Source organism: Flavobacterium sp. (assembly GCF_035760125.1).
Classification (GTDB): Bacteria; Bacteroidota; Bacteroidia; order Flavobacteriales; family Flavobacteriaceae; genus Flavobacterium.
The window spans coordinates 1-13,551 of the sequence record NZ_DASTTN010000192.1 but is presented as its reverse complement, the minus strand read 5'-3'; the positions used below and the strand labels follow the sequence as shown (position 1 = coordinate 13,551).

At 33.8% G+C, this 13,551-nt stretch carries 10 protein-coding genes and 1 pseudogene; 2 read left to right on the top strand and 9 right to left on the bottom strand.

Annotated elements, in window-relative coordinates; all coding sequences use genetic code 11:
* Nucleotides 1–118, top strand: a pseudogene (locus VFS71_RS07185) (23S rRNA pseudouridine synthase F); the annotation flags it as partial.
* 111 nt (nucleotides 119–229) lie between these two features.
* Here the strand turns inward: VFS71_RS07185 and VFS71_RS07180 are convergent.
* The 4 genes from VFS71_RS07180 to argS all read right to left on the bottom strand — a co-directional run bounded on the left by VFS71_RS07180 (nucleotide 230) and on the right by argS (nucleotide 5,937).
* Nucleotides 230–1,126, bottom strand: a complete 897-nt coding sequence (locus VFS71_RS07180; protein ID WP_326400247.1) for a hypothetical protein — start codon at nucleotides 1,124–1,126, stop codon at nucleotides 230–232.
* Between the two features lie 340 nt (nucleotides 1,127–1,466).
* Nucleotides 1,467–2,348: a bifunctional 5,10-methylenetetrahydrofolate dehydrogenase/5,10-methenyltetrahydrofolate cyclohydrolase gene (locus VFS71_RS07175; protein WP_326400246.1), complete on the bottom strand. Its 882-nt coding sequence runs from the start codon at nucleotides 2,346–2,348 to the stop codon at nucleotides 1,467–1,469.
* Between the two features lie 144 nt (nucleotides 2,349–2,492).
* The gene (gene ffh / locus VFS71_RS07170; protein WP_326400244.1) at nucleotides 2,493–3,845 is read right to left on the bottom strand and encodes a signal recognition particle protein; all 1,353 of its coding nucleotides are present in this window, start codon (nucleotides 3,843–3,845) and stop codon (nucleotides 2,493–2,495) included.
* 313 nt (nucleotides 3,846–4,158) lie between these two features.
* Nucleotides 4,159–5,937 carry an arginine--tRNA ligase gene (argS, locus tag VFS71_RS07165; RefSeq protein WP_326400243.1) on the bottom strand — a complete coding sequence of 593 codons (1,779 nt, stop codon included), beginning with the start codon at nucleotides 5,935–5,937 and terminating at the stop codon, nucleotides 4,159–4,161.
* A 376-nt stretch (nucleotides 5,938–6,313) separates the two neighbouring features.
* Between argS and VFS71_RS07160 the strand changes: the two genes are divergently transcribed.
* Complete coding sequence (locus VFS71_RS07160; RefSeq protein ID WP_326400242.1) at nucleotides 6,314–8,656, top strand: TonB-dependent receptor domain-containing protein; 2,343 nt, start codon at nucleotides 6,314–6,316, stop codon at nucleotides 8,654–8,656.
* An 86-nt stretch (nucleotides 8,657–8,742) separates the two neighbouring features.
* Here the strand turns inward: VFS71_RS07160 and VFS71_RS07155 are convergent, their stop codons facing one another.
* The 5 genes from VFS71_RS07155 to VFS71_RS07135 form a co-directional block, all read right to left on the bottom strand.
* Nucleotides 8,743–9,414, bottom strand: coding sequence for a copper homeostasis protein CutC (locus VFS71_RS07155; RefSeq protein WP_326400241.1), 672 nt, complete (start codon nucleotides 9,412–9,414; stop codon nucleotides 8,743–8,745).
* Between the two features lie 71 nt (nucleotides 9,415–9,485).
* Nucleotides 9,486–10,493, bottom strand: coding sequence for a beta-ketoacyl-ACP synthase III (locus VFS71_RS07150; protein WP_326400240.1), 1,008 nt, complete (start codon nucleotides 10,491–10,493; stop codon nucleotides 9,486–9,488).
* Between the two features lie 136 nt (nucleotides 10,494–10,629).
* A complete protein-coding gene (locus VFS71_RS07145) occupies nucleotides 10,630–11,574 on the bottom strand; it encodes an ABC transporter ATP-binding protein (RefSeq protein WP_326400239.1) in 945 nt (314 codons plus the stop codon).
* Nucleotides 11,575–11,703: 129 nt separating this feature from the next.
* A complete protein-coding gene (locus VFS71_RS07140; RefSeq protein ID WP_326400238.1) occupies nucleotides 11,704–12,387 on the bottom strand; it encodes an OmpA family protein in 684 nt (227 codons plus the stop codon).
* A 20-nt stretch (nucleotides 12,388–12,407) separates the two neighbouring features.
* Entirely contained in the window at nucleotides 12,408–12,917 is a 510-nt protein-coding gene (locus tag VFS71_RS07135; protein WP_326400237.1) for a lipocalin family protein, read from the bottom strand.
* Nucleotides 12,918–13,551: the final 634 nt, after the last annotated feature.

Here is a 13,551-nt window from a genome sequence, read left to right as displayed (position 1 = left end):
TATTGAGCCTTCCAGTAAAACAGAGGAAGCCAGCTTACCAAAAACAGAAGCTCCAAAACGAAAAACCGAATTCATCAAAAGAGATGATCCTCGATTCAAGAAAAGAGGAGATTATTAAATATTAGAATACAAAAATGTCAGAAAAAAATCTTCTGACATTTTTGTATTCTGATATTTTCATTATTCATTAATGACTAAATCTGTTTGAAAACAAATTTATCTCATCCAATTATTTTAATGTAAAAATAGACTCATCAATCAATTCTTCTTTGTCATAAATATTAACATAATATGTTCCTTTGACTAAATCATTTCCAAGCAAATTTTGAGAAATTTTTATCATTTTGTTTTCATATTTCACTTTCGCAGCCAAACTGTATGTTAATGACTTATACTGATGCGTTCCATCGTTAACATCTCCTAAAACAACATTTTCACTATTCACCACTTGAATATAATAAACTTTTTCTGTTGGTTTAGCCATTTCATTTTTAGCAATTAAAAAAGTAATATTAATTCCATCTACCCTTTTTGCTTTATCTGTGATAACTTGTTCACCTGAATTTTTTAATTTAAAAGTTGTTATTGTAGTACCTGAAATAACCAATTTAGAAAATTTATCAACTGTGTTTTGTAAATCTCGTTTTAAACCTTCATTACTTTTTTGAGATTGTTTCAAAACTACTTTTGCACTATCCCGTTGTCCCGTTATTAATACATTTTGCTTTTTCAGTTTCTCATTTTCAACTATCACCATTCCAACTTTATCTTGTAATAACTTTATCTGACTCTTATACATATCCAAAGAAATTTGAGCATCTTGAGACGTAAGCAAATCAGACATTAGCTTGATTACCTTATCTCTTTCTTGAATTAATTCTAAAGAAAGTGTCTTGTTTTCGATAATTATTCCATCATAAGTCTTTTTTAAATCTTTAAGCTCTTGCAATATCATTTTTTTTTCACGCCCATTTGGCTTTAAAACTGGCTCAATTGATTTTGAAACTGGTTCTGATTCATTACTCATACCGCTAGAATAATAAAAAAATCCAGATGAAAGAATAGCTAAAACACAAAACGATATCATGATAACTTTTAGAGTCGAGGATTTTGATTGATTTTTCAAATTTGTTCTTTTTTTTAAAGGATTATTCTATTCAAAAATTTTATTTTCTTCAACACAAAAATAATCATTCTTAACATTATTAATGAAAAAATGTCACGAAACAAATATTTCATGTCATAAAAAACAATCAATAAAGAAATATTCCTGAATAATCCATAAAATCTCCATTTACTTCGGAAAAAAGTCCTCTTTTAGTTTTGATTCTGTTCAAACCGAAGAATCTCGCATCAAGCTGGTCCATCGAAAGAGACGGCCCGAGATTTAAGAAAATAATAAATTATTATAAACTAAAAAAGCCCTAAACTTTCGTTTAAGGCTTCTAATATAAATAATATGTATTTTATTTTCTACTTCTAATTTCTCTTGCCAAAAGTGTATTTTTCAACAACATCGCAATAGTCATTGGTCCTACTCCTCCCGGAACCGGAGTTATGAAAGATGATTTCTTGCTTACCCCATCAAAATCAACGTCACCGGTAATTACATACCCTTTTGGATGAGAAGCATCTTCCACTCTCGTAATACCAACATCGATTACTACAACTCCATCTTTCACCATATCGGCTTTTAAATAATTTGGAACTCCAAGAGCTGTGATGATGATATCGGCGTTTTTAGTATACTCTTCAATATTTTTAGTTCTACTGTGAGTAAGTGTCACTGTAGAATCCCCAGGATAACCTTTGCGACTCATCAAGATACTCATAGGTCTCCCCACAATGTGGCTACGACCAATAACTACGGTGTGTTTACCTGCAGTTTCTACTTTATATCGCTCTAACAATTCCATTATTCCAAATGGCGTTGCAGGCAAAAATGTTTCCATATCCAAAGCCATTTTTCCAAAATTAGCAGGATGAAAACCATCCACATCTTTTTCAGGATCAATAGCCATAAGAATTTTTTGCTCGTCGATGTGTTTTGGTAACGGTAATTGAACAATATAACCATCCAAATTATCATCTTCGTTTAATTCCTTGATTTTTGCCAATAAATCCGATTCTGTAATCGTTTCTGGCAAAGCTACTAAGGTGGAGTCAAAACCGATTTGTTGACAAGATTTCACTTTGCTTCCTACGTAAGTCAAACTAGCTCCATTGTTACCAACAATAACAGCAGCTAAATGAGGCACTTTCTGCCCATCCGCTTTCATTTTTTGCACTACGGCAGCAATCTCGTTTTTAATATCTTCTGATGTTTTTTTTCCGTCTAGTATTTGCATTTTTAAAAAGTTAAATGTTTGAGGTTTAAAGTTTCAAGTTTAAAAGGCGAAACTCAAATTATATAATTATTCTCTTCTAGTTTAAAAAATTTAAGGTCTAAAATTTCAATCTATTTGAAACTTTAAACCTTAAACATTCTTATTTTATCTCGGCATTCCGCCTGGCATTCCTTTCATTCCGCCCATCATTTTCATCAGGTTTTTTCCGCCTGGGCCTTGCATCATCTTCATCATTTTGCTCATTTGCTCAAACTGTTTCATCAATTGATTCACTTGCTCAACTTTTGTCCCAGAACCTTTGGCAATTCTAGCTTTTCTTTTTACATCAATTATTGCAGGCTTACTTCTTTCAACTGGAGTCATTGAATGTATAATTGCTTCAATGTGTTTGAAAGCATCATCTTCAATTTCAATATCTTTCATTGCTTTTGAAGCACCTGGTATCATTCCAACCAAGTCTTTCATATTACCCATTTTCTTAACTTGCTGAATTTGAGATAAGAAATCATCAAAACCAAATTCGTTTTTAGCAATTTTCTTTTGGATTTTTCTCGCTTCGTCTTCGTCATATTGCTCTTGCGCTCTTTCCACCAACGACACAACATCCCCCATACCAAGGATACGTTCTGCCATACGATTTGGATAGAAAACATCAATCGCATCCATTTTTTCACCAGTACCAACAAACTTAATAGGCTTGTTCACTACCGATTTAATAGAAATCGCAGCTCCACCACGAGTATCACCGTCCAATTTGGTTAAAATAACCCCATCAAAATTCAAGATATCGTTGAAAGCTTTTGCTGTATTCACGGCATCCTGACCTGTCATGGCATCCACAACAAATAAAGTTTCTTGTGGTTGGATGGCTTTATGTACTTTAGCAATTTCATCCATCATTTCTTTATCGACAGCCAAACGACCAGCAGTATCGACAATCACCACATTGAATCCATTTGCTTTTGCATGCTTAATTGCATTTTGAGCAATTTCAACAGGATTTTTATTTTCTGGTTCAGAATAAACTTCTACTCCAATCGAATCTCCTACAACATACAATTGCTGAATTGCCGCCGGACGATAAATATCACAGGCAACCAAAAGTGGTTTTTTATTCTTTTTTGTTTGAAGAAAATTAGCCAATTTACCAGAAAAAGTTGTTTTTCCAGATCCTTGCAATCCTGACATCAATATTATGGAAGGATTTCCAGAAAGATTAATTCCCGCAACATCTCCACCCATCAATTCAGTAAGCTCATCTTTGACTAACTTTACCAATAATTGTCCAGGTTGCAATGTCGTTAATACATCTTGACCTATTGCTTTCTCTTTTACTTTGGTTGTAAAATCTTTGGCAATTTTAAAATTGACATCGGCATCAAGTAAAGCACGACGCACTTCTTTCAAAGTTTCGGCAACGTTTACTTCAGTGATTTTTCCGTGTCCTTTTAATATATGAAAGGCTTTGTCTAGTTTATCGCTTAAATTATCGAACATAATTGTATTTCTCTTTAATTAAGGCGCAAATTTAATGATTTGATATTGAAGTTTAAATAGTATTAGAAATAAAAAAGCATTTGTTTTAAAATAAAATTAAAAACGGTAGTCTGATTATTATTTTGGAGCAGAAAGATTTGGTGTTTTTGGCAATATCGTCCCGTTTTCCGTTGCAATCTCCCGAAAAAAACGGGAGGATTTCCTCTTCAACCGGGGCTAAAAGTAAGTATTTTGCTTTTTTGGCCATTAACACACAAAAAAAGAGGCTGCATAAAAATATAGACAGCCTCTCCTTAAATTTTATTTATAAAAATTACATTCGCTCTGGAACATTTATCCCTAATAAACTAAAGGAATCAGCAATAACATCTGCCACTTTTTTGGACAATTGCACTCTGAATATTTTTTTGTTCAAATCAGTTTCTCCAAGTATAGAAACGGCTTGGTAAAAAGAATTGTACTCACGAACCAAGTCATATGTATAATTAGCAATCAAAGCAGGGCTATGATTGTGAGCTGCATTCTGAATCACTTCCGGAAACAATTCAAGTTGTTTTACCAATTCTTTTTCTTTTTCATGAAGTTCCTCAATTCCTGCATTGGCTACAAAATCAAAATCGGCTTTGCGAATAATTGATTGAATTCTTGCGTAAGTATATTGAATGAAAGGCCCTGTATTTCCAGCAAAATCAACAGATTCCTCTGGATTAAACAGAATTCGTTTTTTTGGATCTACTTTCAAAATATAATATTTAAGCGCTCCAAGACCAATCGTATTGTATAACTTTGATTTTTCTTCTGCAGAATAACCTTCTAGTTTTCCTAAATCCTCAGCGATTTTTTGAGCCGTATCAGTCATTTCATTCATTAGATCATCGGCATCAACAACAGTTCCCTCACGGCTTTTCATTTTTCCAGAAGGTAAATCTACCATTCCGTATGATAAATGAAAAAGATTGGAAGCCCAGTCAAATCCTAATTTTTTCAGAATCAAGAATAATACTTTAAAGTGATAATCCTGCTCATTCCCAACGGTGTAAACCATTCCACCAACATCTGGCATATCTTTCACACGTTGAATTGCAGTCCCAATATCTTGAGTCATATAAACTGCAGTTCCGTCAGAACGCAACACAATTTTACGATCCAATCCTTCATCGGTCAAATCGATCCAAACAGAACCGTCAGGGTCTTTTTCGAAAATCCCTTTGTCCAATCCTACTTGAACCACATCTTTTCCTAATAAATAGGTATTGCTTTCATAATAAAAGCTATCAAAATTTACTCCTAGATTTTTATAAGTAGTAGCAAAACCATCATAGACCCATTGGTTCATGGTTTTCCAAAGTGCAATTACTTCCGGTTTTCCATTCTCCCAATCCAAAAGCATTTGTTGTGCTTCAAGAATAATTGGAGCTGTTTTTTTGGCTTCTTCTTCTGTTTTTCCGGCTTCCATCAATTCGGTGATTTCTGCTTTGTAGGCTTTATCAAAAGCCACATAATAGTTACCAACCAATTTATCGCCTTTCAATCCAGTAGATTCTGGATTTTCTCCATTTCCAAATTTTTGCCAAGCTAACATTGACTTACAAATATGGATTCCTCTATCGTTGATGATTTGTGTTTTGTATACTTTTTTTCCGGAAGCCTTAATAATTTCGGCTACAGAATATCCTAATAAATTATTACGAACGTGTCCTAAGTGCAAAGGTTTGTTGGTGTTTGGTGAAGAATACTCTACCATCACTGCCTTGTCATTTCCCGAAGGCGTTACAAATCCGAATTTTTCAACACTTTTAATTTCGTTGAAAAAATTCAGATAATATTGATCTGCAATCACAATATTCAAAAATCCGGAAACCACATTAAAACGCGCTACTTCCGAAACATTTTCCACCAGATAATTTCCAATTTTATTTCCCAATTCAACAGGATTACTTTTCACCACCTTAAGCAATGGAAAAATAACCATAGTAATATCGCCTTCAAACTCTTTTCTGGTCGCTTGAAACTCTATTTTATCAATGGCTACATCAAACAAAGTTTGAATGGCTTTCTCTATAGATGGGGTAAGAATATTGGATAATGACATGTATACTTGATTTTTTTAAGTGTGCAAATATAAGGCTTATTCGCCAAATATAGAAAGTGAAAATTAACATTCTATTTGGGAGTCTTTATAAAAAAGAAGTGTCATAAAATATAGGATCCATTCAATAGGAATATTGACACTCTACATGCTCTAATTAATATGGAACACTTCCCTTAAAAACTAAAAAGGACGTTTTAAAACACCTAAAACAAAAAAATATATCAAAAAAAATTCGAATACAAACTACTAAAAATCAAAGTTTCCCAATATTCTTTCTAAAAATCATTCAATTTTTTTCTGAAATCGTGTTACAAAAAGAAGACAAAACAGTCTTACTTGCAATCATCAATCAAAATAATCAATCAAAAAACAAATTATGAAATTTAAATTATTCACACTTTTCCTATTGAGTTTTATAGGAATTGCACAAGCCGAAAACCCCGGTGTTATTTCGGGAAAAGTAACAAACAAAGCAACAAACCAGCCTGTACAATATGCTTCAATAGTAATAAAAGATGCCGGAAAAGTAGTAACAGGAATTGTTGCTGACGAAAATGGAAACTTTCTAATAAAAAATTTAGAATTAAAAAAATACAACTTAGAAGTAGAATTCATTGGATACAAAAAATACGCCACTTCTTTTGAATTGAGTTCGGCCAAAAAAAATTCCACTATTGAAGTCCTTTTGGAAGAAGAAGCTACAGAACTACAATCAGTTGATATTGTCAAAGAACATTCCTTAATCGAACAAAAAACAGATCGAAAAATCATCAACGTTGGGAAAGATTTACTAAGCGCAGGAGCAACTGCTGCCGAAATCATGAATAATATTCCTTCGGTGAGTGTCGATCCGCAAACCAATGCAGTGAGTCTTAGAGGAAATTCTAATGTTAGGGTATTTGTAGATGGTAAGCCGACAACTGTTGACGCGGCTCAGCTATTACAACAAATTCCTTCTACTTCAATCAAACAAATTGAATTAATCACCAACCCATCGGCCAAATACAATCCCGAAGGAATGAGTGGAATTATCAATATCGTATTGAACAAAAATGCTAAAATAGGTTTTAACGGAAGTATAAACAGTGGAGTAACCTTTGGTGAGACACCAAAAACAAACTCTTCTTTTGACATGAATTACCGTAATGGAAAAGTGAATATGTATGCCAATTATGGTTTAACCACCGGTAAACATCACAATCATGGACAAGTAGAAACGTTTGATGACAATGGAGCTATTGAGAATACTCAAAAATTTGATTTTTCAAACGAGAACACAGCACACTTAGCCAAAGTAGGGCTTGACTTTTATTTGAATGACTACAATACCATTTCTGTCTATACAACTCAAAACATCAGTGATGAAAATGGAAAATCTCAAGTAAATGTAGATTTTTCAGCCACTACTGAACCAAGTATCAATCAATTATTGGACACTAAAAACGACAATTACACGCAAACCTATAATTTAGATTACAAGAAAAAATTCAAAAAAGAAGGACATACTCTTGAATTTGAAGGCAATTATAGCAACAACGACAATACAGAAAATAGCGTATTCAACACTCCTAAAACGAATGATATCACCAACAAAGGAGAAAATGTTTTACTAAATTTAGATTACACGAATCCTTTGACGGAAACCATCAAACTAGAAGCAGGATTAGAAACCCGAATTGAAAACACCAAAAACAACTTCCTTTTGGATGGTGCTTATAATTCAAATTTCAATTACGAAAGAAATATTTACTCTGCCTATACCACTATCTCAAAACAGTGGAAAAAATGGAATGCACAAGTTGGAGCTCGTTTTGAAAAATACAACGCCGATGCTTTATTCAAAAAAGTAAATGAAGCCGATGGTACTTTTAATGATAATTTATTCACGGTGTATCCATCCGGTTTTTTAAATTATGCACCAAATGACAATGATTCCTTTAATCTTAGTGTTTCAAAACGTGTCGACAGACCGAGTATCGACCAAGTAAATCCAATACGTGAATGGAGTACTCCTTTGATAGACTCAGAAGGTAATCCAGAATTGTCTCCTCAATTCACCAACTCGGTTGAATTAAATTATACCCGAAAAACCAAAATAGGTTCTATAACATCAGGAGTGTTTTACCGTCAAATCAATGACGAGATTTCAAGAACCATTTATGAGAATCCAAACGATTCTGAAAGACAAATTTTATCTTATGCTAATGTCGGAGATAACAACGCTTTTGGAGTAGAACTTTCTGGAAATCTAGATTTTACAAAATGGTATACTGCAAACATTAGTTTTGATGTATATAACAAAAAAACAAAAGGTTACGTTGAAATGGATTATATAGAAGTAGATGTTACTACTTTTAACTCTCGTATAAGCAACACATTCAAAGCCAATAAAAATTTGCGCTTTCAATTGACAGGAATGTACCGTGGTGAAGATTTAGGATTGCAATTCCTAAGAAAACCGATGTGGAGAGTTGATTTAGGTTCGAGTCTAACGGTACTTAAAGGTAGCGGAACAATAACTGCCAGAGTAACTGACTTATTTGACAGCATGCATTTTGCTTTTGATGCCACAAAACCAAAAGTACAAACAGGTGAATTCCATTGGGAAAGTCAAACTGCTTATGTAGGATTCAATTATCGTTTTGGAACTGGAAAAAACAAAGCGATTCAAAGAAAAGAAAGAGATAAAAATGAAACCCAAGGAAGCGGCGGGTTTTAAAGATTAGTTTTAATAATTAGGTTGCAAAAAGAAGAAACCCCAGAGAATGCCAACTCTGGGGTTTCTTATGTTTAGTTAAATTTAATTTACAAACTCTGTTTCAATGCTTTTATCTCATCACCATTTGCTGTTTCGCTTGAATCCGTAATTGCAGAGGAGTGATAAAAAAGGGCGTTAGTTTTTCTCTTTAACATCTTACTATTTGAGGAACGAAATCCACCTCCTGGCATTATTATAATTCTGTTTTTTGCTTTTTCTACTAATGCTGACAATACCTCAATTCCTTCCAATACATTTGATCCTTGTCCCGAAGTCAATATGGTTTTGAAACCGCAATTAATAACTATTTCTAACGAATCATAAACAGCTGCAACCACATCAAAAGCTCGATGAAAGGTACAGGGAATTGGACTTGCCAAGGCTACTAATTCCTTATTCTGTTCAACATTTACAGTTCCATCGTTGTTTAAAATTCCAAATACAAACCCATCGACTCCCATATTTTTGAATTGCTCAATTTCATTCTTCATTTTACTGAATTCTTGATCTGTATATACAAAATTCCCTCCTCGTGGGCGAATCATTACATGCATCATTATACTCAATTCACTTCGAACTTTACTTGCAATTTCAAAATCAGGAGTAGTACCACCTTCTTTCATGTTGGCACACAATTCTATTCTATCAGCACCATTTTGTTGGGCAATTATTGCAGATTGCAGATTAAAATACACTATTTCAAGTAAGCTATTTTCCATTAAAAAAAGGTTAAAAAAAAACTTGAAGGTTGTACTTCAAGTTTTTTAAAATTATAATTATCAAAGTTACATTACCATTTTATAATAGCACTTGCCCAAGTAAATCCACTTCCAAAAGCGGCTAAAACCACAGTGTCCCCTGATTTTATTTTTCCCTGTTCCCAAGCTTCAGTCAAGGCAATTGGAATAGAGGCTGCAGTTGTGTTTCCATATTTTTGGATATTATTATGCACTTGATCATCACTCAGTCCGAATTTCTTTTGAATAAACTGTGAAATTCTCAAATTGGCTTGATGCGGAATCAACATATCAATATCCGAAACCTGTAAATTATTGGCTTCCAAACCTTCGTTGATTACTTCGGCAAAACGAACTACCGCATTTTTAAATACAAATTGTCCATTCATATAAGGGAAATAACTTTCATCATTTGGGTCATTGTCAGCTATAATATCAGTTACCCAACGCGCGCCCATTCCTGGTGCCGTAAGAGCCAATTCTTCAGCATGAATTCCTTCAGAATGTAAATGTGTCGATAGAATTCCTTTCGTCACGTCTTCTTCTCTGCTTAAAACTGCGGCTCCTGCCCCATCTCCAAAAATTACAGAAACTCCTCTCCCTCGTGTTGTCATATCCAATCCCGTAGAATGAACCTCCGAACCTATCACAAGAATATTTTTATACATCCCTGTTTTGATATATTGATCGGCTACAGAAATAGCGTAAACAAATCCAGAACATTGATTACGTACGTCTAACGCTCCAACCGTTCTCAAACCTAAATCACGTTGCACCAAAACCCCTGGCCCTGGAAAATAATAATCAGGACTTAATGTTGCAAAAACAACAAAATCAATATCTTCTGCAGCAACACCCGAACGCTCCATAGCTATTTTGGCGGCTTTTACCCCCATTGAAGTCGTGGTATCTTCCCCACGAATGATGTGCCTTCTTTCCTGAATTCCTGTTCTTTCTTGAATCCATTCATCATTTGTGTCAATGATTTTAGACAGATCATCATTAGTCACTACATTTTCTGGGACATAATATCCCAATCCCGTTATTTTTGAATGGTACATATTTTATTATTTTATTAAAATCAAGGTTGCAAATTTAAATATCTTTTAAAAAACAAGAACACAATATAGTGTTTTTTTAGACATCTGTAGTTTTGCCTTACTATTTTAAATCCAATAGTAATTTTAGATCTTACTATTAGATAATTTTCAAGGTAACTTCTTGATTGTATTCTAGTGCAGTTTCATGTTCAAAGAAAATGGCTTTCCTATCAAAAGCAGCTTTTATCAAATAGCGGCTACCTTTAAAAAAAGATTGTTTTACTACTGCTTGCATAGATCCGTGTGCGTCTACTTTTAACTGATGGGGATACAATAAAACAATTTCATCTTCTCCATCTATTGGCATTAATTGAGACAATTTTAGTTCGTTGACTTCACCAAAAAGAGAGGCTACATATTTATTCAATGGATAATTATAGACATCTGCAGATGGGCCTTTTTCCATGATCCTTCCCTGATGTAAAACTATCGTTTCGTCAGAGAAAGAAAGAGCATCAACGCTGTCGTGGGTCGCTATAAAACAAGTGATTCCTTTTTTCTTCAGATAAGCGAACAGATTTCGGCGCAATGCATTTTTTCTAAAATTATCAATATGGCTAAAAGGTTCATCCAGTAACAATACTTCTGGTTCCAATGCTAAAACTCTGGCCAATGCCACACGTTGCTGTTGCCCTCCACTCAATAATTTGGCTTTTACATTGGCAAATTCGGTCATTTCAACCATTTCCAGTAATTCTTGAATGCGTAGTTTTTTTAAGGGTAAAAAACCATTGGATAGAAACTTGCCTACATTTTCAGCAACCGTTTCATAGGGCATCAAATCAAAATCCTGAGCCAAATATTTCATAAATGGCATCCCTGGAATCAAATTATATTTAGGTCCTCGAATCTCCGTTTCATTATAAAAAATGTGCCCTTCATTTAGGTCATACATACCATAAATAAGTTTTAAAAGGGTACTTTTTCCACAACCACTTTCTCCAAGAATAGCAATATTCTGTCCTTTAGCGACTGTGAAATCCACATTCTGAATAATGATTTTTTCGGTGTATCCGAATGAAATATTTTGAACTTGAAGCATTCTATAACATTAAAATTTGAGAGAACAAATATAGTTTCTTTAGCAAAAAGAATGTGTTCATAATTCATTTATATCCAAAAAAAAACTGCTTCATAATAAAGCAGTTTTTTTTCAACATTCAAGATGCCACTATTGTTTCTTTTTGGCGTCTTCTATCATTTTTTCATTTGCAGTAATGGCAAATTCCACACGACGGTTTTGGCTTTGGCCTTCTTTCGTATCATTTGATGCAATTGGATCTGCAATTCCATGACCAGAAGTTTTAAAACGGCTAGCCACCAATCCTTTTGAAACTAAATACATTTTTACCGATTCGGCTCTTTTTTGAGAAAGTGTCAAATTATACTCTGGTTTCCCAGTATTGTCCGTATAACCAAAAATTTCAATATTAGTATCTGCATAAGAATTAAACACAGGCACTAATTTGTCAAGGTTAGCTTTGGCTTGAGCGGTCAAAGAAGATTTATTCACATCAAAACGAACTGCATTTTCATTCAAAACCAGGCGAATTCCTTCCCCAACTCTTTCAACATCAGCTCCTGGCAAGGCTTGATCTATTTCTCTAGCTTGCTTATCCATACTATTACCAATCAAAGCTCCAGTACCACCTCCTACAGCAGCACCAATAAGTGCTCCTCCTGCAGTTCCAAGCTTAGTTTGGTTTCCGATAATTGCGCCAAGAACTCCTCCTGCAACAGCACCAATTCCAGCTCCTTTTTGAGTATTATTGGCATTTTTAGTTGCTTCACAACCTGTAAAAAGAAAACTCAATACCAATAAACTACTTAACCCTAAAATCGTTATTTTTTTCATCTTATTTTTTATATTATAAATTAGTTAACTTTTTGAAATTGGTAAACAACATCCGTAGGTTTGTTACCTACATTTATTTTGTCAATCAATTCAAATGATGTTTCTGTTTGGTTCCTAACTCCAAGAACGAAACCGGTTTTCACTTTTTTAGACTTCAATCCTTCGTCTAATATTTTAAGAACAAATTGTCCCTCCTTATTTATATACCAAGTGATATCAGATGTAAAAGCAGTACAATTAGGACTGTTCAAAGTCATATTCCCTTTATTATTGTTCGAAATAAACTTCCATGTACTTCCCACAAAACATTTTGAATCCGCAAGATTAAAAGAGTTTACTTTAATATAATCAGAACCTGGATAACTAACATTCGTAATCTGCCAATTTCCTTTGATACCTACCTGAGAAGTCTTATCTAATTTTGTCATAGGAGCATTAGAAACTGGCTCCGGCGTTGCAGGGGCAGTTGTCGCAGATTTACATGCAAAAACCAAAATGGCCATAGTGCATATTAAAAGAATTTTCCTCATTTTTTTTCAATTTTAAAATTAATGTAAGTACAAAGATACATATCAAATTCATTAAAATTTATTTTTTTATTTATATAATTTACTTACGCTTAATTGATTTTGAAGAAAAAACATTGAGCTTTTTTGGTTAGCAATGGTCCCGCTATCCGTTGCAATCTTTTGTGCCGAACCCCGGCAAAAAAGGATTTTCACTCCTATCGGGGCTAAAGGGAAACATTTTGCTTTTTTGCCATTATCTGGAAAGAAAAAAAAGCACTAATCGAACTCAGCTTATTTATAAATAAATTAGCTTGTTCAATAATCCTGCAAGGTTTTTTTTCAACGTTGTATGTATAGACTTGTCGGATTTGCTTTTGGTAGTGAGGTTGCTTCATAGCTCGCAAAGACTTTGATTGTGGAATTCTATTGTTTGCTCTACGTGTGTAACGAAGTCTAGAGACTTCGGAGAGCGGGTTATTTTTTTGCCATATCATTTATCCCAAATAACTCCATATATGGCCCAACTCCGCAAATTCTCAAGACTTTGCATTTTTTTTTAAGTTTTTGAAAGCTGTGAACATGATAAAAGTCACCCGACTTTTCCCGTAAATATTTTTAGAATTACATGCGATTCAAGAGTTACAAAGAAACTACA